The organism is Glaciecola punicea, from assembly GCF_001756615.1.
Taxonomy (GTDB): domain Bacteria; phylum Pseudomonadota; class Gammaproteobacteria; order Enterobacterales; family Alteromonadaceae; genus Glaciecola; species Glaciecola punicea.
The window spans coordinates 131,886-151,832 of the sequence record NZ_LZXY01000003.1 but is presented as its reverse complement, the minus strand read 5'-3'; the positions used below and the strand labels follow the sequence as shown (position 1 = coordinate 151,832).

Sequence of the window (19,947 nt, the reverse complement as noted above, 5' to 3'; positions counted from 1 at the left end):
TCATTTAACTCAACAACAGGACACGACTATGTCACTACTAAACGAACTCAAAGAAGCACAAAAAGACGCCATGCGCAGTAAGGACAAACTTTCCTTGGGAACCATTAGAATGGCACTTGCGGCAGTCAAACAACGTGAAGTAGATGAGCGCATTGAGTTAAACGACACTGATATTTTGCAGATCTTAACCAAAATGGTCAAACAGCGCCAAGAGTCAATTGCCATGTTTGTAACAGGCAATCGTGAAGACTTGGCGCAAATAGAAAGGCAAGAAATAGAGGTGGTTCAACGCTTTTTACCAGCGCAGCTTGGCGCTGATGAAGTCAATGCCATTGTAGACGCCGCCATTGTAAGCACCAGTGCCAGCAGTATTAAAGATATGGGCAAAGTAATGGGCGTGGTAAAACCCCAGTTACAAGGTAGAGCCGACATGGGCGCAGTTAGCAGTATCATAAAGTCTAAACTCAACTAGCTAATACAGGGTAAGCGGGTAATATGGCCGGGCGCATTCCTTCAAGCTTTATTGACGATCTGATCGCGCGCAGCGATATAGTCGAGATTGTTGACAGCCGTGTAAAACTCAAAAAAGCAGGCCGTAACTATCAGGCCTGCTGCCCATTTCACAATGAAAAAACCCCCTCTTTCTCAGTTTCTCAAGAAAAACAATTTTATTATTGCTTTGGCTGCGGCGCTAAGGGCAATGCTATTAGCTTCATTATGGAGTATGAACGCTTAGATTTTGTTGAAGCGGTTGAGGATTTAGCCAAGCAGTATGGCCTAGAGGTGCCCCGCGAAAAAGGCGGTACGCCCTTAAAATCACAAGAACAGCGCAACGAACGCGAACAAGACTACGAGCTTATGGGCAAAGTGGCGCGATATTTTGAATATCAGCTAAAGCATCATAAAAACGCGCCGCAAATTATTGATTATTTAAAAAACAGGGGCTTAAGCGGCAAAGTTGTTAAGCATTGGGGAATAGGCTACGCGCCCCAAGAGTGGGACGCACTGCTAAGTAAATTTGGCAATGATGCACCCGCAGTAGAACGCTTGTTAGCCCTAAAAGTCGTTAACCAAAATGATAACAAACGCCGCTATGATTTTTTTCGCCATCGCGTCATGTTTCCCATTCATGACAAACGCGGCAGAGTAGTCGCCTTTGGCGGGCGTATTATAGATGACGAGGGACCCAAATACTTAAACTCGCCTGAAACGCGCATCTTTCATAAAAGCTATGAGCTTTACGGCTTGTATCAAAGCCGCCAAGCCAATCGCAAACTTGAGCGCTTAATGGTGGTTGAAGGTTATATGGATGTGGTCGCACTATCACAGTTTGGCATTGATTATTCAGTCGCGGCACTAGGTACGGCTACCACGCCTGACCACATCCAAACCTTGTTTAAGTCGACTAGCGAAGTGGTATGTTGCTATGACGGTGATCGCGCCGGGCGTGAAGCCGCGTGGCGTGCACTTGAAAACGCCCTGCCTTTTTTACAAGACGGTAAGATCATGAAGTTTTTGTTTCTCCCAGACGGCGAAGACCCCGATTCAATGGTAAGAAAGATAGGCAAAGAAGCGTTTGAAACGCTGATTAGTGAAGCGAAGCCTTTGTCAGGCTTCTTTTTTGATGCTTTAATTAAAAAACATTCTATTGCCTCTATTGAAGGCATGGCAGCTTTGAAAGCCGAAGCTATGCCTCTGATAAAACAAATTTTAGGCGAAAACCAGCGCACAATGATGATGGCACAGTTAAAAAAAGTCTGTAAAGAAGGCGATGGGCACGACTACGATGCGGACACCAAGCATGCTAACAAGCATCGCAAAATAAAGCGTACTGATTACAAATCGCCTGCAAATATTGTGCTTTCGCCATTACGAATGATAATAAGACTGCTGCTTGAATCACCTCGTTTGGCCAGCAGCGTGGACATTGTTAACCCACACTCATTAAGCGTTGATAAAATTTCAGGGCTTAGTATGCTGCTTGAAATATACGACTACTGTTTGCGCGTGCCTAACGCTAACACTGCCTCATTATTTGAGGCTTTTAGAGAGCACCCTCACATACATCATTTAAGTAAGTTATTTTCAGCGCCTATTGAAGATAACATAGATTTGGAAGCTGAGTATATTGCATGTTTCTCAACGCTGGTCAAATGGCAGGTTAACGCAAGGCTCGATGAGTTAATGGCGAAACAGGAGTTTGAACTACTAACGCAGGACGAAGTGAAGGAAATAACTGCATTACTTTTAGCCACCGATAGTTGAGCGTCATTATTTACTAAAGCGAAATGCATACATATATACAGACCTTCACGGGACGTGTTTTCAAAACACGAATGCCTTAGATCACTACATAGAAGTATTTCACAATATGAAACTTATAGTGAACTTTACACGGCTGTCTTAGTATTCATTTATAGTGGAATAACTAGCCCAACATATGCTAAAGTGGCGAGTTAGAGTTTATGGAAATATAGCAAGTTTGTTTTGTTACTTTTCGAAAATACCACGTTGTAGTAGCATTTGGTATTATTGTTACTGAAAATTAATAAAACAGGCGTAAGTTAACAAGGCCAATGAGCAGCCATGTTCAAGGTCAACTACGTTTAAGGTATAATGTGCAAAGTAAGCAGTCCCAGATAAAACTCCTGATTGCCAAGGGTAAAGAACAAGGTTACTTAACCTTTGCCGAAGTCAACGACCATCTTCCCGCTAATGTAGTGGATTCAGACCAAATTGAAGATATTATTCGCATGATAAACGACATGGGGATCAAGGTGTTTGAACAAGCACCCGATGCCGATGAATTATTAATGCAAGAAACCACCACCGACGAAGATGCCGCTGAAGCTGCAGCGCAGGCCCTTGCAACCGTCGAGAGCGAAATTGGCCGAACAACCGACCCGGTTCGCATGTACATGCGTGAGATGGGCACGGTAGAGCTATTAACACGTGAAGGCGAAATAGAAATTGCCAAGCGCATAGAAGAAGGCATTAATCAGGTGCAGTGCTCCGTTGCTGAGTACCCTGAGGCAATTACCTACTTGCTTGACCAATGGGACCTTTACGAAGCGGAAGAAATTAGACTAAGCGACATCATCATTGGCTTTATCGATCCTAACGAAGACGATGTAGCACCGTCCGCTACCAATGTCGGCTCTGAATTAGCCGATAGCGATCGAAACAAAGATAACAATGATGACGATGACGAAGAAGACGAAGAAGTCGACAATTCTGTTGATCCTGAGCTAGCACGCGAAAAGTTTGCGGCCCTTCGCGTTCAGTACGGCATTGCCCGCGACGTCATTGAATCAAAGGGTCGTTCTCACAAAGCTGCGCGCAAAGAAATTGCTGCACTAAGCGATGTATTCAAAGAGTTTCGCCTAATACCTAAGCAGTTCGACCGCATGGTCAAAAACATGCGCGGCATGATGGATCGCGTGCGTATTCAAGAACGCTTAGTGATGAAGTACTGCGTCATAAACGCAAAAATGCCCAGAAAAGATTTTATTAAAGCCTTCGCCGGCAACGAAACTTCTACCAAGTGGCTACACAAGTTACTTGAAGGCAAGCAAGACTATGTAGAACGCGTACTTGAGTTTAAAGAAGAGATTGAGCGCTGCGTCAGTAAAATGAACGCGGTTGAAAAAGAAACGGGTTTGGTTATTCCAGACATCAAAGACATCAATCGCCGCATGTCGATTGGCGAAGCAAAAGCGCGCCGTGCTAAAAAAGAAATGGTTGAAGCTAACCTGCGATTAGTAATCTCAATTGCCAAGAAATACACAAACCGTGGCTTACAGTTCTTAGATTTAATCCAAGAAGGCAATATCGGCTTGATGAAAGCGGTTGATAAATTTGAATATCGTCGTGGTTATAAGTTTTCTACTTACGCCACGTGGTGGATCAGGCAGGCTATTACACGCTCTATTGCCGACCAAGCACGCACCATCCGTATTCCGGTGCATATGATTGAAACGATTAACAAACTAAATCGTATCTCTCGTCAAATGCTACAAGAGATGGGGCGTGAGCCAACGCCTGAAGAACTCTCTGAACGCATGGTGATGCCAGAAGATAAGATCCGCAAAGTATTAAAGATTGCAAAAGAACCAATTTCAATGGAAACGCCTATTGGCGATGATGAAGACTCTCACTTAGGTGACTTCATTGAAGATGTGACTATTACGCAGCCTTTAGACTCCGCCACGGGCGGTAGCCTTAAAGACGCAACGCAGGAAGTACTAGCGGGTTTAACTGCTCGTGAAGCCAAAGTACTGCGCATGCGCTTTGGTATCGATATGAACACCGACCATACGCTAGAAGAAGTAGGCAAACAGTTTGATGTAACGCGTGAAAGAATTCGCCAAATAGAAGCTAAAGCATTAAGAAAGCTTCGCCACCCTAGCCGCTCTGAGCAACTCAAGAGTTTCTTAGACGATTAGAGCGTTATACCCTTACAAGTAAAAAAGCCAGAACAGTGTTCTGGCTTTTTTTTTGCAGATGAACGATGAATTAAATTGATTGGCTCTGTCGGCAGTTCAGGTGCTATTGATGTTGTAATGCCACTTTACTATACTAAATTTTTGAAAGTATAATCGTTTTTCGTAGCCTTTATGTTATTCAAAAAAAAGGAACCAGTATTAACGTGCCACAAATGTATTGCAGATCAACACTGCCCCTTTTTTATTTACTTTTTTATTTTCTATTATAGCTGCTTACTTGGGCCTTTATCATTCGGCACTTCTTGCGTGAGCTGCTCTAGCTGCTTCGTACGCTTTAAGGGCGAACCTGTATTACGCGCTAAGTAAGAATAAGCGGTAGGTACAATAAATAGCGTCATAAATACACTGAACAAAACACCCGAAAAAATAACGGTGCCAATTACCGCGCGTGACTCAGCACCGGGGCCTGTGGCGAGCACCAAGGGCAATGCACTGAACAAGGTAGTGAAGGCTGTCATGACAATGGGGCGTAAGCGCATCATAGAGGCTTTTTTAATGGCTTCTTCAAACTCGGTCCCTGCGTCGCGCAGTTGATTGGTAAACTCTACAATTAAGATACCATTCTTAGCCGCTAATCCTATCAGCATTACCAAGCCAATTTGGCTGTAGATATTAATTGAAAACCCGGTTAAGTATAGGCCCAAATAAGCGCCAACGAGCGCTAACGGCACCGTGAGCATTATTACCAAAGGATGCACCCAACTTTCAAACTGTGCGGCTAGCACTAAGTACGTAATTGCTAAGGCTAACGCGAAAATAAACACAAACGAAGAACCCGACTCTTGATAAAGCTGAGACTCGCCTTTGTAGTCAATCGACACTTCAGCGGGTAGCTCGGTAGCCACTATATTTTCTAAAAAGCTTAAGGCCTCTCCTACAGTGTAGCCGTCAGCTAAGTTTGCACTTATCGTAACCGCGCGCATTCTGTTGTATCTATTTAAGGTATTTGAAGTCGCTTGCTCGGTCACGTTGAGCAGATTGTCGAGCGGAATTAGCTGACCACTGCGATCACTTCGCACAAATATGTTGTCTATGCTACTGGGGCTTCGAAAATCGCCGTCGCGACCTTCTAAAATAACGTCATACTCTTGGCCTCTGTCCAAAAACGTCGACACGCGACGCTGGCCCAACATAGTCTCTAGCGTGCGCCCTATTTCGGAAATTGAGACGCCTAAATCGGCAGCGCGCTCACGATCAATTTGCACCAGCAGTTGCGGCGAGGTTTCTTTGTAGTCTGAATCTATTCGCAGTAAATTAGGATTCTCAGACGCTTTATCTATTAAAATATCTCGCCACTGCACAAGCTCTTCGTAAGTGTTCCCCTGCAGTACAAACTGAACGGGTCGGCCTAAACCGCCGCCGCCTAATGCCGAACGCATAATAGCAAAGGCCCGCACATCAGGTAACTGGGATAATTTACCACTTACTTCATTCATTAGTTCAAAAGTAGAACGCTCTCTAGTCTCCCAATCAGCCATACCTACAATGGCAATACCTGCGCCGCCTCCAAAGCCAGGCGTACGTATGAGTACCCTAGTCACTTCGCCTGTGTCTCTGTACGGCAGGAGAATATCTTCGATTTGCTTGAGGTTACGCGAGTTGCTTTCATAACTGGCGCCTTCTTGAGCCTGCATAATTATAAAGAAATTGCCGCGGTCTTCACGTGGTACAAATTCTTCTGGAATTTTGCTTTGTAGCTGAACAACAACCGCAATACTGGCCACGATCAATAACAACATAACAAAGGGCTGTTTCATGGTTGTACCAAGAGACTTATAGTAACGCTCCTCTAAGCGTTTAAAGTTGGTGTCTACAAACACCCCAAAACCCGAAGTACGTTCACGTTTTTTAAGTATTTTAGAGGCTAACATTGGCGACAAGGTTAGCGCGGTAAAACTTGAAAACGCGACGGCTGCGGCAATGGCTATTGCAAACTCGCTGAACAAACGGCCTATGTTACCCTCTAAAAAGACTAAAGGCACAAACACCGAAATAAGCACAAGCGTTGTTGCTATGACTGCAAAACCTACTTCGCGCGCGCCTCTGTAGGCTGCTAAGATAGGCTCTTCGCCCATTTCAATACGCCGGTAAATATTTTCCAATACCACTATTGCATCGTCTACCACCAAGCCTATTGCCAATACCAATGCTAGCAGCGTGAGTAAATTGATAGAAAAACCCATGGTAAACATCACAATAAAAGCAGCCACTAATGATACAGGTACTGTGACAGCAGGAATTAACGTAGCGCGGATATTCCCTAAGAATAAGTAAATAACCACGACAACCATAAACATGGCGATGGCTAGGGTGTTATAAACTTCACTTATCGATTCAGCGATAAATACAGACGAATCGTAGCTGTTTACAATAAAAATATTATCAGGCAGTGTTTTTTCTATTTCGGCTATGGCCGCGCTCGCCGACTTCGCCACTTCAAGAGTATTGGCTTTGGATTGTTTAACAATCCCTAAGCCAATCATATTTACGCCATCACCTCTAAAATCGGTTTCGTCATCTTCAGCGGCTAACTCAACGACTGCAACGTCTGACAGCCTAACCAAAAAACCGTCAACCCCTGCCGCCACCGTGAGCTTGCCAAAATCTTCGGGTGATAAAAAACTGCGGGCCACGCGCACATCAAAATCTCGCTCTTGCGACTGTACTCGGCCAGCGGGTAATTCTACGTTTTCAGAACGAATAATACGTTCAACGTCGCCCACGGTGATACCGCGGGCCGCCATTGCGTTTCTATCTAACCACACTTTCATGGCGTAGGTGCGTCCGCCACCTAAAACAACCCGCGCTACACCGTCGGCAACAGACAAGCGATCGATAACGAAGCGATCAGCATAATCGGTTAATTCCATAGTGTTTAAGTTAGTGCTGCGCAAGTTGAACCACATAATAACGTCTTCATCTGAATTGGTTTTGGCCACTTCAGGTGGAAAAGCTTGGTCGGGTAGGTTATTAGCGGCTCTTGATATTCGCTCGCGTACGTCGTTGGAGGCGGCGTCTATATCACGGCTAAGGTTAAATTCAATGGTAATGCTAGAGCGTCCACTGCGGCTAGACGAAGAAATATTTTTTATACCTTCAATGCCACTTATACGCTCTTCAAGTAATTGGGTAATTCGGGTTTCTACAATTTCAGCCGAAGCACCCGGATAACTGGTGTTTATTGATACAATAGGGGGATCTATGTCGGGGTATTCACGCAGCGATAAAAAAGTAACTGCGACAATGCCGAACACTAACAACAAAAGGTTTACAACGGTCGCAAACACGGGCCGTTTTACCGCTAAGTCAGACAGTAGCATTACACATCTCCCTGAACATCAAGCACTTTCACACCAGAGCCGTCGCGCACTCTTAAGGTCCCCTGTACTATGACGGTTTGGCCCACTTCAATACCCGATACAATTTGGACCCAACCAGGCTTGCGCTCGCCAATTTCTACCTGGGTTTTTATGGCTTTGTTGTCACCGTTAACCACAAACACAAATTGCCTGTCGCCTTCAGGCACTATTGCACCTTCTGGCACCACTAGAGCATCGAGCACACGTTTTTCTAAATTCATTTGTAGCAGCATGCCCGGACGCAGCTTTAACTCGAGGTTAGGTATTTGCGCACGTACCTGGATTGAGCGGGTGCGAGGATCTATTCTTGAATCTATATTGGTTATTTTACCTACAAAGATTTCTCCTGGATAAGCAATTGAGGTAGACACTACACTTTGGCCATCTTGAATGCTGGCAAAATGGGTTTCAGAAATAGAAAAATCTACTTTCATAAGACTTAGGTCATCAAGTGTAGTGACGATATCGCCGGGGCGAACAAGGCTTCCTACACTCACTTGGCGCACCCCTAAACGGCCGCCAAAAGGTGCTGAAACCACAAGCTCTTGCAAGATAGCTTTGGCCACCTCACGCTGCGCTAAGATAGCTTCTACTTTCGAATCTTGTTCATCTAATAATTGCTGCGACGCTGCGCTTCGCTCGGCCAGTCCTTGTATACGTTGAAGCTGACGGCGTGCTTCTGTCAAATTGATATTAAGTTCGTTTAAGCGCGCTGTTTCAGCTCGGTTGCTAAGCTCTAGCAATGGCTGATTGGCCTTTACTAAATCGCCATCTTCAAACAATACTTTAGTCACTGTTTGTGCGCGCTGCGCAGTAATATTTACTGATTCATTCGCGGTTGCTGTACCTAAGGCCTCAACCACAATAGGGAAAGGTTGCTGGCTGGCCGCGTATACCACTACCGGCGTTTCACCTGTACCAAGCTGGCCCGGTTGTTCTTCTTGAGCAGGCCAGTTCATATAAACCAAAAATCCAACGAGAACAAAAACACCGATGAGGAGGGGAGATAACTTTACAAATCTTAACATAACACTCTCAAATGAACAGGCTCGCCTGCTGTTAACTAATTAATAGCTTGTGTAACGCCTATTGGCAATTTAGAGTACCAACTCTAATCCTTTAGTATAGTACGTAAGCGATGATAAATGGATGTAAATTAACAATTATATTAGTGCTTGCATTATTTGTGCTGTCTTGTCGTCAGCAGGAGTTTGCGCAGCCGAGCTGCCGGGTCAACGCAAATTTTGTATCCACCCATCAAGGCCCAGGCGCTTGCGTAATCAAAATGAACAATAAACTCTTAGTAACGCAATTAACATCGCGCTTATACGACCTGCCAATTGCGCAGCTATCATCAAATAACGAAGCGCGCTTCACCTCCTCACAGTGTTTAGCGCATCAAGGGATGTGGCAGCAAACCGGCCTTAATGTTGAGGTTCAAAGCGTTGTGGGTGCACAAGCGGACGGAACTTGGCTATTTGGCTGCACTGTAAGCGCTGGTTTTGACGGCACTGAAGCCCCATTTGATGCACCGCCTTGGAGCAGCCCTAGCGTTGACAAGATTGCGTTTGTTGATCCATTTGAGATTGATGCACATCACTGGGCGCGCAAACGCCAGTTCACTATCGTTCGCGACGCCTTCATTTTGCGTGGCGTCCAAGCCGACAATAGGTGAAGAATACGGTACACATTATTATACTATTGCTAATAAGTACTTAGACAATTAATCAATGCTACTGGTCTGACGAGGCTCAATCAGGTAAACTAATCTCAGAATTCACTACTCAAGGTTAAGTGAAATCACAAGGTGCTTGGCAAAGACTTTGGATTGAATGACTGTATTCATGACCTACATATAGCACCTGCCCTGTAATTATGACGAATAGGAAACTAACATGCATCAATATCAAGCCCCTATGGCCGATTTTCAGTTTTTATTAAAAGAGTGGTTAAACTTAGACAGCCACTACTTAGCCATAGGCGCACAAGGTATGGACGCTGAGCTGGTTAGCGAAGTAATGACACAAGGTGCTAAATTTGCAGAGCAAGTTATTGCTCCGCTCAACCGAGAAGGTGATGAAATTGGCTGCAAACTTGAAAATGGCGCAGTAAGCACGCCGCCTGGCTTTGCAGCAGCCTACCAAGAATACGTAGGCAATGGCTGGAATGCAATGCTAGGCAACCCAGACTTCGATGGCCAAGATTTACCCTATACCGCCGCAGTGCCTATTCATGAAATGCTCAACTCAGCTAATTTAAGCTGGCGACTCACGACTATGCTCACTGAAAGTGCGGTGTTAGCGGTTGACAAACACGCTAGCGAAGCACTTAGGCAGCAGTATCTAGCCAAGCTTATTAGCGGCGAATGGACAGGCACCATGAACCTCACGGAGCCACAAGCCGGCAGTGATTTATCGCTGCTTACCACCAAAGCTGAGCCGCAAGATGATGGCACCTATGCAATCACAGGAAACAAAATTTTTATCACGGGCGGCGATCACGACTGGACCAGCAACATTGTTCACTTAGTGCTGGCCAGACTGCCCAAGGCTCCAGAAGGTGTTAAGGGCATTAGCTTGTTTTTAGTGCCTAAGTTTTTGCTAAACGAGCAAAACGAAGCCGCTGAAAAAAACAAGCTAGGTGTAGGCAGTATTGAAAAGAAAATGGGCATTAAAGCGAGTCCAACCTGCGTAATGAATTTTGATGGCGCTAAAGGCTGGCTAGTGGGCGAAGAAAACAAAGGCCTTGCCTGTATGTTTACTATGATGAATGACGCGCGCTTTCAAGTAGGCATGCAGGGCTTAGGCACCTGCGAGGCGTCTTTTCAAGGAGCGCTTAGCTACGCCAAAGACCGCCTACAGTCAAGAAGCCCTAAAGGCCCACAGCAGCCCGATGCAAAAGCCGACTCAATTATGCACCAGCCTGATGTAAGAAGGATGCTGCTAACGCAAAAAGCCTTCACCGAAGGCTTGCGTGCGCTATCCTTGCTGTATGCACAGCAAATGGACATTGAAAAATATTGTAAAGACTACCGCAAGGCTCAAGCTCAGCAAATTTTGGCGTTTTTAACCCCTATTTGTAAAGGTTTCATGACCGATATTGCGACTGAGGTGACCAATATTGGTATTCAGGTATATGGCGGCCATGGCTATGTGCGCGAATGGGGCATGGAGCAATTAGCTCGCGACACCCGAATTGCACAGCTATATGAAGGCACTAACGGCATTCAAGCAGCCGACCTTATTGGCCGTAAATTAAGCCGCGACGGCGGCTTAATGTTGAACGCAACGGTAGAAATGCTGTCAGCTAGTATCAACAGTATGTCGAATAAAAAACAGCTAGAGCAGGCGCAAATGTTACTGCATGAATGGCATCAAATATCGGCCAAATTAATTCATGTTGATGCCTTAGACGCGGCTGGCGCAGCTACTGATTATTTGCATTACAGTGGCTACGTACTATTGGGCATACTGTGGCTACAAATGGCCGACGCCGCTAAAAAATCTGCAAACCCTAAAATTAAAGCAGGCAAACCTGCTACCTGCGAATTTTACATAAAACGTATTTTGCCGCGTAAAGAAGCGCATCGATCAGTTCTGTTAAGTTCAGCGTCTGATTTAATGTCGCTCTCAGATGAAGCGTTTGATTATTAGGCTTACTTAATCCATATTCAGTGCTTTATAGTTTAGCACTTATACACACTATTTACGCTAAGGGCGCTGATGCTGCGTCAGAGATTGGGTGCAATAGAGCCGCTAAGCCCTGCGCCAAATCATCCACAATGTCATCAACCGACTCTAAGCCCACCGACAACCTAACTAAATTATCACTTATGCCATGCACCAAGCGCTCTTTATCATTATATGCGCTGTGGGTCATGCTTGCCGGGTGCTGAATCAAGCTTTCAGCATCGCCTAAGGATACTGCACACTGAATCATTTTCAATTCGTTCATCAACTGCTTACCGGCGGCCATCCCGCCTTTTAATTCAAACGCAATCATTCCCCCAAACATCTTCATTTGCTTAAGCGCTAAAGCATGTTGCTCAAAATTAGGTAAGCCAGGATAGTACACTACTGAAACCTGCGGGCATTTATCTAAAAATTGAGCCACGATGAGGGCCGAGCGCGAATGCTGCTGCATTCTTAGTTCAAGCGTCTTTAATCCTCTTAGCACCAGCATGGCCGTAAAAGGAGACATGCAAGCACCGGTCATATCCTTTACCCCTTCTAAGCGAATTTGGTCAACCATGGCTTTGCGACCTACTAGTACGCCGGCAATTAAATCGCCATGACCGCCTAAATATTTGGTTGCTGAGTGCACCACAATGTCAGCGCCCAGCTCAATAGGCCGAGTAATGAGCGGGCTAGCATAGGTATTATCAACCACCGATATAATATTATGCATTTTGGACAGCGCCGACACCGCCTCAATGTCTATTAAGCGCATGTTCGGATTAGCAGGCGTTTCATAATAAATCACTTTGGTGTTCGGCGTAATAGCGGCGCGTAAAAGCGCGATATCAGTTAAATCAATATGGGTGATACTTACCCCAAACTTGGCTAACCCTTTATGTAAAAAAGCGTAAGTGCAGCCATATAAAGTCTTATCCACAATAATTTCATTGCCCGCTGCCAGCAAGGTCCATAAAGTTGAGGTAATTGCGCTTATGCCAGAGGCCACAGCTAGGCCTGCTTCTGCCTTTTCCAAGCAAGCTATACGTTCTTCTAATACCGTTAAGGTAGGGTTTGATACTCGTGAGTAAAAATGCCCTTTCTGCTCACCTGAAAACAAGTCTGCGCCGTGCTGTGCATTTTCGAAGGTAAACGTTGAGCTAAAATGTACAGGCGGATTCAGGGCCCCCTGATGTTGTCGGGCGCAATAGCCATGGTGAATAGCTTGCGTTGCGAACCCTAAGTTCTGTCGTTGTTGATGCTTGCTTGGCAGATCGCCACGATGTTTACTTTGATTATCTGTTGTTGGATGATGTAATAGACTTTTCATTTTTTATTCACTTTTAACGACTTATTAACCTACACATAATATGCTAACTCGTGCGCAATTTTCTTGCGAATAGTGTCGTAAGTGCTATCTTTATTGGCATATATTCATTAAATTAATAAAAATCACGCAACTTATGGATAAAACAGATCGCAACATCATTCGAGCCTTGCAAAAAAATGCTCGCATGACCAATCAAGAACTTGCCGACACCGTCAATCTGTCGCCTTCCCCTTGTTTAAGGCGAGTGAGAGCGCTAGAACAGCAAGGTATTATAAGAGCATATACACTAGAGATAGACAACGAAGCCTTTGGTTTACCTGTAACCGTATTTGTGCGCGTGCAGTTAGAAAAGCACACACAAGAAGTGGTGGCCCATTTTGAAGCGCAAATTAAAGAGCAGAAAAATGTACTTGAGTGCTTTGTTATGACTGGCCGGGCCGACTACTTGCTTAAAGTGGTGGTTAAAGATTTGCACGACTATGAACATTTTGTGCGCCATAGCCTGCATTCAATTGGCTGTATAGCTTCTATCGACACCAGCTTCGCCTATGGCGTGGTGAAAAAAACCACTTTACTGCCTGATCACCACATTGTATAAATGCGTCTGCTGCACTTATGGAAGCAGTAGCGCTTTAGTATCAAAAAGCGCACTTTGAGCTATATCAAATTCAGGTGATATATTTTTGCCAAAACATAGCATTACCCAATTCAGGGTTAAGTTGGTAAGCGCTAAATCCTGATTTTTCATAGGCACGAATAGCCGATTTATTTCCTTGCAGCACTTCGAGAGTCAATTTACTACAGCCTAATAGCAACGCTACCTCTTGGATACCTTTGAGTAAAAACTGGCTCACATCTTGTCCTCGCTGATCACTGTTGACTGCAAAATCGTGAATATTCATGACCCCTTTGCCTGCAAACGTAGAGAAACTTTCTATACAATTTGCAAAAGCAACAGGCTGCTCATCTTTAAACACTAAAAAAGAATGCATATAGGATCTTGTGGCCAAAGCATGCGGCAGTGATTGCATGACATGCTCACTTATAGCCTCGCCGCCGCCCATAGGATCTTTTGCATACAGCTGCAGCAAAGTAAGCAGATGCGCCATATGTATTTGCTTACTATAATCCACTTTTACAAAGGTGAGGGTATTGTTCATCTTGGTCATTAGTTATCATTTTTAGGTTTTTTAGTAGTTAAAAGTACCTGAATTGGAAGGCACCATCAACTTATGGTAACAAATCTGCTTAAGATTATTTTATGCAAAGACTATTACATTTAGCCTAAACACACTAATATAAGCAATTATAAGCAATCAGCTACTAACCAAGAACCCAACTATTCACTGAGTAACTATGGCGGATCAACTTCCTAATTTGATTGAAGAGGTCGTCGCATGTGACGATCTTTTACAAGACACAAGCATCGCTAATACTATCGCCGCATCCGATCCGGAAAGTTTGGCATTATTGCTTGAATCGGTGCCATTAGAACCTCGCTTAATAAGCTGGCAGCAAGTACCTAATGCCAAAAAACTAGATGTTTTAGTCGAAATGCGCGGCGATCCTCGCACCACCGTAATAGAATCAACGCCCAAAGAAGAATGGGAGATTATATTTCAAAATGTAGACGCCGAGCAACTGCTTGAAATATCTGATACGCTACCCAGTGATTTGCTAGAAATTGCCTTAGCCGCCATGGGCAAGCAGCAGCGGCAGTTTTTCCAAGACGCTAGCCAGTATAAAGATGAACAAATAGGACATTGGCTTAACCATGAACTTTTGGTGCTGCCAACTAATGCCAAAGTGCGCGATGGACTGCGCCTGTTAAGGCGAGAGCTACCCGACACCACCGAGTGCATATTTTTACTAAACCGCGCCGGTCAGTTCTCTGCCGCAGTAAAATTAAGCTCATTGTTTGGTGAACCCGACCACCTGCCATTAGTGGATTTATCTGAAGACTATATTAGTGTCGTAAAAGCCGACCAAGACGCGGTACAAGCAGCCCGTGAAGTGCAAACTAGCGGATATATATCACTCCCTGTGGTTGACGACGGCAACAAACTGTTGGGCAGAGTAGACATTGTGACCGCCTGTGAACTGGTTAATGAAAACTATGAACGTCAAATCATGTCCTCGGCGGGCATGGATGAAGACGAGGATTTATTCTCGTCGGTGCCAACGAGTGCAAAAAAACGCGCAATTTGGCTGGGTATTAACCTCATGACGGCGTTTTTAGCCTCATGGTTTATTGGTTTATTTGAAGCAACCTTGCAAGAAGTTGTTGCACTGGCAATCCTTATGCCGGTTGTGGCCAGCATGGGCGGCATTGCAGGAAGTCAAACCTTAACCCTCATTGTGCGTGGGTTAGCATTAGGGCAGGTGACCAAAAGTAACCGCAAGGCTTTGCTTGATAAAGAGCTTAAAGTCGGCATATTAAACGGCTTTATTTGGGCTTTTGTGGTCGGCGCTATCGCCTACTTGTGGTTTGACAGCAGTTTGCTGGGCGTGGTGATAGGCATTGCTATTTTGTTGAATATTATTGCCGCGGCTATCACCGGGGTAATTCTGCCACTTATCTTGTCGCGCTTGAAAATCGACCCGGCGTTGTCTGGCTCTGTCATACTGACCACGGTGACCGATATTGTTGGCTTTGTTGCGTTCTTGGGTTTAGGCAGTATATTTCTGCTATAAAGTATCCATTAGAGGCAAAACTAGCGCTTACAATCAGGCGATAATCAGTGAAGTTTGCGATACCGTCGTTATTCACATCACCCGGCATACGGGTTAAGGTTGCCTTGATACTGATAAACTCTGTTTGCTACTCAAATCGAAGTCTTTGTTACCGCGAATCGAGTTAACTGAAATATCGGCCGGATGCAAGTGATGTGTATCAGTAAACGCTATTTCAGAACAACTACCAAGACAGCGGCTGCTCTGCCACGTTTGCTCCCTATTCCAATTATCGGGCTTAATACTTTGTAGACCACTGGCGTTGCCGAAATGAACTTAATTTCAGCAGGAGCTTTTTAGTGATTTTTTACACTGTGATTAAGCCTTGTCTTCAACAATACTCTTAGCGAACCAGTCGCTTAGCATTCTCTTTTCATACTCAAAGGGTTTGTTTCGTCCCGAAATGCCAATTCCGTTTAAATAGCTCATGTCTTTTAAATTAACCTCTTCACTCTTAATTACTGTGCCGTCTGCATCAACTAGTTCATAGCTAAATTCAATGCGCGGAATATCAATGTTTCGCATTACCCGTATATCTTGCATGGAGTTTGAAAACCCCACAAAAGATGCTGGTTCGATTCGTCCAGCTAAATCGACATTGGTTACGGTCACGTTTAAGGTTTGCCCTGCTGGTAAATCTTCTGCCAGTTCGTCAATGTGTTTTTCTAATTGAGTAAAAACATGCCGACGAAACTTTGTACGTGAGGAATTCGCATCTCTTACATCGGTATACGACTTAGGCTCTACCCACGTTACCGACACTCTTTGCAGCTCATTGTCGCTGATATAAACGTCTTCGCTTTTTTCTTTAGCACTTGCCGATAACGGCAGGCTTAAAGATAGTGCAGCTGCAGCACAAAGACTAATGTAAGTGTTCATACGTAATCCTTTGTTAAGGTGTAAAAATATGTCGTTGAGACCAAAAGAATAAGGTTTCAAGCGCTATCGTTGCAAACGTTGACATTACTTTAGAGATCCGAGTCTGGTAAAAGTTCAGCGCTTTTAGTTTCTGCACCAAATTTATGTAAGCTTGAGCCAAAGATATACGGATTTTTATCTTTTTGTACGCAATATAATATATAAAATAATAAATAAAACCGCTTGATAGATTCAACTGAATCAGTTGCCTCAATATGTAGGCGACCTGATGCGGTATTGAGGCCATGTTGTTGCGCATGAAGCGGTCACGTAAAGCCATAGTTTTGCTGCACGCAGTCGCCTCTATTACCTTGTTATACCAAGAAACGAGGGTAACTGAGACGTCCCCAAAGAAATTTTTCGCAAAATCAGAGCGCAATATGACAATCAGGATGATTATTTGAATAATGGTGGAGTAATAGTTTGATCTCAGTTGACTTTTGTAATCTAGTTTTTGATATACTAAAGGCAAGCGTTAATGTATGGGTAAAATAGGCTGTATAGCATGTCTGAAAGAATTCGAGTGAAAGATATCACACCAGTGAAAATTGAGAAGCCAACGGTAGAGATAACAAAACCAAGCTACTCAGCTCGAAGTAGGATTTATGTGCGTTCAGTGAAGGGCATGTTAGAAACAATTAGGCGTGTTTTTGGCTTTGTGTTCTTAGGTATATTTGCCATTGCCCCATGGATCCAATTTCGAGGCCAACAGGCAATTTTGTTCGATTTAGCCGAGCAGCGTTTTAATATCTTTACCCTTACCCTTTGGCCACAAGATTTAACCATTTTAGCCTATATCATTATTGTCTCTGCCTTTGCATTATTTTTTGTGACCACCTTTGCAGGTCGTGTCTGGTGTGGGTTTATGTGTCCGCAAACCACCTGGACATGGATTTACATTTGGTTTGAAGAAAAGATTGAAGGTACACGTAACAAGCGAATAAAGCTTGATGAACGTAAAATGGACGCCGACAAGCTAACGCGAAAAGGCTTAAAACACTTCGCTTGGGTGAGCGTAGCGCTGTTAACCGCGCTAACATTCGTTGGCTACTTCGTGCCTATAAATGAGCTTTTCATCGATTTCTTCACCTTTAACACCACGTTTTGGGTAGCTTTCTGGGTTATATTTTTTACCGCGTGCACCTATGGTAACGCAGGCTACATGCGCGAAATAATGTGCACTCACATATGCCCATACGCACGCTTTCAGTCTGCTATGTTTGACAAAGACACCTACACAGTATCGTATGACGCAACTAGAGGAGAACAGCGCGGTCCGCGTTCGCTCAAGTTAAGCCCCGATGAAGTACATAAAAAAGGCCTTGGCGACTGCATAGACTGCAACTTATGTGTACAGGTTTGTCCCACCGGCATCGATATTCGTAACGGTCTGCAGTACGAATGTATTAACTGCGGTGCATGTGTAGATGCTTGTAACGGCGTGATGGATAAAATGGGCTATGAAAAAGGCCTAATTAGGTTTACCTCCGAGCATCAGCTTGCCGGCGGCGTAACAAAAGTAATGCGTCCTAAACTCATCGGTTACGCGGTTGTACTAGTACTTATGAGCGCATTGTTAGTATATGATATTGTGTCAAGAGCACCTCTTGACGTAGATATTATTCGCGACCGTAATTCACTTTTCAGAGAAACCAACGAAGGCTTAATTGAGAACGTATACACTTTAAAAATCCTCAATAAAAGTCAGTTAGCGCAAACATATAGCGTGGAAGTGCTTGGCTTAACTCAGCCTAAATTTATTGGCAACAGCAGCGTTACGGTGAAAGGCGGCGGCGTATACACCTTGCCTATTAGTGTGGCGGTAAACCCTAATAACCTTGAAGAAGGCACGCAAAGGATTTACTTCAAAGTGACCACGTCGGTTGACGGTGACATAGTGGAAGTAAAAGAACGCAGCACATTTATTTTCACCGGTGTCTGACTTTACCTTTGAGGGACTTACCCCGGCGTTAATTTTAGATGCCATTGAAAGCCTAGATATATATGTGAGCTCTGGGCTACTGGCGCTTAATAGCTACGAAAACAGAGTGTATCAATTCGTCACTGAAGATCACGGCCGCATGGTGGTTAAGTTTTACCGGCCTAATCGCTGGTCTACCGCACAAATACTTGAAGAGCATGAGTTCTCACTTGAGCTGCACGCCCTTGGTTTGCCCATTGTTGCACCCCTTAAGTTTAACGGGGAAAGTTTACATACCTTTTGCGGCTATCGTTTTGCCTTATTTTTGTCAATGGGTGGGCGTGAGTTTGAAGTAGACAACTTAGAACAGCTTGAAGGCATGGGCAGTTTAATTGGGCAAATTCATGCGAAAAGTGCCAAAAAGTCGTTTACGCATCGCTTGGGAATAAGTGTCGCTGAGTTCTTGCATGATCCGGCTCACGCGCTCAAGCACAGTGAACTTGTGCCCTTTCACCTTCACCTGCCGTTTTTCACTATTTTGGAACAGGTTTGCACCCTTGCTGAATCAAAATACACAGCTGCGGTTGCCAACATTACTCAAATTCGCCTACACGGCGATTGCCATCCCAGCAATATTTTATGGCGCGATGGCCCAATATTCGTCGATTTAGATGACTGCCGCACCGGCCCCGCTATTCAAGATTTGTGGATGATGCTCGCAGGCGATATTAATCAACAGCAAATACAGTTAGAGACATTAATTAACGCGTATAAGAAATTTACGCCCTTCAACCCAAGTGAACTTGCCTTAATAGAGCCACTACGCGCCATGCGAATGGTGCATTACATGGCTTGGCTGTCAAAACGCTGGGAAGATCCGGCTTTTCCGCGCGCCTTTCCTTGGTTTGGAGAAGACAAGTATTGGGAAAATCAGATACTCTCGCTAAAAGAGCAGTTCTCGGCGCTGCAGCAGCCTTCTATTCATTTGCCTTCATTTTAATATATCTTCGTATCAAAATGCCTTACTATCGTAGTTAATTCTTTACCAATGTATACGTCATAGCAATGAGCAAACATACCAGTGGGGCACAAGCCTATCAAAAACAAGAACAAGGCTATCGCGACAAAGCCCTAAAAATGTATCCTTGGGTGTGTGGGCGCTGTGCACGCGAATTCGTCTACTCAAGACTACGCGAACTCACCGTGCATCACATCGACCACAACCATAGCAACAATCCGTCAGACGGCAGTAACTGGGAGCTGCTTTGTTTATATTGTCATGACAATGAACATAACAAATACCATGAATTCGTGATGTATGGCGCCACCGCTGAAGAAAAAATTGAAGAGGCTACACACAATCCGTTTGCCGATTTAAAAGCTTTATTGAATAAAAAAAAGTAGTGTTGGCATGCACAAATTAAATGTACGCCACTTAAGGCCCGCGTTTATATTTTAAACCCCCCTTACCGATACTTACTTACTTACACAGCGTTAAATACACAAC

Annotated in this window: 15 protein-coding genes; 10 read left to right on the top strand and 5 right to left on the bottom strand. The window is 44.4% G+C overall.

Going from position 1 to position 19,947, the window contains the following annotated elements; all coding sequences use genetic code 11:
• Nucleotides 1-28: 28 nt before the first annotated feature.
• From BAE46_RS04850 to rpoD, 3 genes are all read left to right on the top strand, one after another.
• On the top strand, nucleotides 29-472 hold the full coding sequence (locus tag BAE46_RS04850) for a GatB/YqeY domain-containing protein (protein WP_006007049.1): 444 nt from the start codon (nucleotides 29-31) through the stop codon (nucleotides 470-472).
• Between the two features lie 23 nt (nucleotides 473-495).
• Entirely contained in the window at nucleotides 496-2,265 is a 1,770-nt protein-coding gene (gene dnaG, locus BAE46_RS04845; protein ID WP_006007051.1) for a DNA primase, read from the top strand.
• 353 nt (nucleotides 2,266-2,618) lie between these two features.
• A complete protein-coding gene (gene rpoD, locus BAE46_RS04840) occupies nucleotides 2,619-4,445 on the top strand; it encodes an RNA polymerase sigma factor RpoD (RefSeq protein WP_040521088.1) in 1,827 nt (608 codons plus the stop codon).
• A 263-nt stretch (nucleotides 4,446-4,708) separates the two neighbouring features.
• Here the strand turns inward: rpoD and BAE46_RS04835 are convergent, their stop codons facing one another.
• A complete protein-coding gene (locus BAE46_RS04835; RefSeq protein WP_070111888.1) occupies nucleotides 4,709-7,825 on the bottom strand; it encodes an efflux RND transporter permease subunit in 3,117 nt (1,038 codons plus the stop codon).
• Nucleotides 7,825-8,823, bottom strand: a complete 999-nt coding sequence (locus tag BAE46_RS04830) for an efflux RND transporter periplasmic adaptor subunit (protein WP_006007057.1) — start codon at nucleotides 8,821-8,823, stop codon at nucleotides 7,825-7,827. Before BAE46_RS04830 ends, BAE46_RS04835 begins: the two co-directional genes overlap by 1 nt.
• Before the next feature lie 326 nt (nucleotides 8,824-9,149).
• On the opposite strand from BAE46_RS04830, the gene BAE46_RS04825 reads away from it, so the two are divergent.
• Both BAE46_RS04825 and BAE46_RS04820 read left to right on the top strand, forming a co-directional pair.
• The gene (locus BAE46_RS04825) at nucleotides 9,150-9,539 is read left to right on the top strand and encodes a hypothetical protein (protein ID WP_141567293.1); all 390 of its coding nucleotides are present in this window, start codon (nucleotides 9,150-9,152) and stop codon (nucleotides 9,537-9,539) included.
• Between the two features lie 220 nt (nucleotides 9,540-9,759).
• Nucleotides 9,760-11,517: an acyl-CoA dehydrogenase C-terminal domain-containing protein gene (locus BAE46_RS04820; RefSeq protein WP_006007061.1), complete on the top strand. Its 1,758-nt coding sequence runs from the start codon at nucleotides 9,760-9,762 to the stop codon at nucleotides 11,515-11,517.
• A gap of 52 nt (nucleotides 11,518-11,569) precedes the next feature.
• Here BAE46_RS04820 and megL read toward each other — a convergent pair whose 3' ends face one another.
• Nucleotides 11,570-12,868, bottom strand: a complete 1,299-nt coding sequence (gene megL / locus BAE46_RS04815) for a methionine gamma-lyase (protein WP_216094982.1) — start codon at nucleotides 12,866-12,868, stop codon at nucleotides 11,570-11,572.
• A gap of 133 nt (nucleotides 12,869-13,001) precedes the next feature.
• On the opposite strand from megL, the gene BAE46_RS04810 reads away from it, so the two are divergent.
• Complete coding sequence (locus BAE46_RS04810; protein WP_006007065.1) at nucleotides 13,002-13,466, top strand: Lrp/AsnC family transcriptional regulator; 465 nt, start codon at nucleotides 13,002-13,004, stop codon at nucleotides 13,464-13,466.
• 70 nt (nucleotides 13,467-13,536) lie between these two features.
• Here BAE46_RS04810 and BAE46_RS04805 read toward each other — a convergent pair whose 3' ends face one another.
• Nucleotides 13,537-14,037 (bottom strand): GNAT family N-acetyltransferase, encoded by a 501-nt coding sequence (locus BAE46_RS04805; RefSeq protein WP_006007067.1) that lies wholly within the window; start codon nucleotides 14,035-14,037, stop codon nucleotides 13,537-13,539.
• Nucleotides 14,038-14,224: 187 nt separating this feature from the next.
• Here BAE46_RS04805 and BAE46_RS04800 point away from each other — a divergent pair, with 187 nt between their 5' ends.
• Nucleotides 14,225-15,562, top strand: a complete 1,338-nt coding sequence (locus tag BAE46_RS04800) for a magnesium transporter (protein WP_070111886.1) — start codon at nucleotides 14,225-14,227, stop codon at nucleotides 15,560-15,562.
• A 357-nt stretch (nucleotides 15,563-15,919) separates the two neighbouring features.
• Here the strand turns inward: BAE46_RS04800 and BAE46_RS04795 are convergent, their stop codons facing one another.
• A complete protein-coding gene (locus BAE46_RS04795) occupies nucleotides 15,920-16,480 on the bottom strand; it encodes a DUF3016 domain-containing protein (protein ID WP_006007071.1) in 561 nt (186 codons plus the stop codon).
• 544 nt (nucleotides 16,481-17,024) lie between these two features.
• Here BAE46_RS04795 and ccoG point away from each other — a divergent pair.
• The 3 genes from ccoG to BAE46_RS04775 all read left to right on the top strand — a co-directional run bounded on the left by ccoG (nucleotide 17,025) and on the right by BAE46_RS04775 (nucleotide 19,844).
• The gene (gene ccoG / locus BAE46_RS04785; RefSeq protein WP_040521072.1) at nucleotides 17,025-18,461 is read left to right on the top strand and encodes a cytochrome c oxidase accessory protein CcoG; all 1,437 of its coding nucleotides are present in this window, start codon (nucleotides 17,025-17,027) and stop codon (nucleotides 18,459-18,461) included.
• On the top strand, nucleotides 18,454-19,440 hold the full coding sequence (locus BAE46_RS04780) for a serine/threonine protein kinase (protein WP_006007075.1): 987 nt from the start codon (nucleotides 18,454-18,456) through the stop codon (nucleotides 19,438-19,440). The genes ccoG and BAE46_RS04780 overlap by 8 nt, the downstream gene beginning before the upstream one ends.
• 65 nt (nucleotides 19,441-19,505) lie before the next feature.
• Complete coding sequence (locus BAE46_RS04775; RefSeq protein WP_006007077.1) at nucleotides 19,506-19,844, top strand: YajD family HNH nuclease; 339 nt, start codon at nucleotides 19,506-19,508, stop codon at nucleotides 19,842-19,844.
• Nucleotides 19,845-19,947 lie beyond the last annotated feature (103 nt).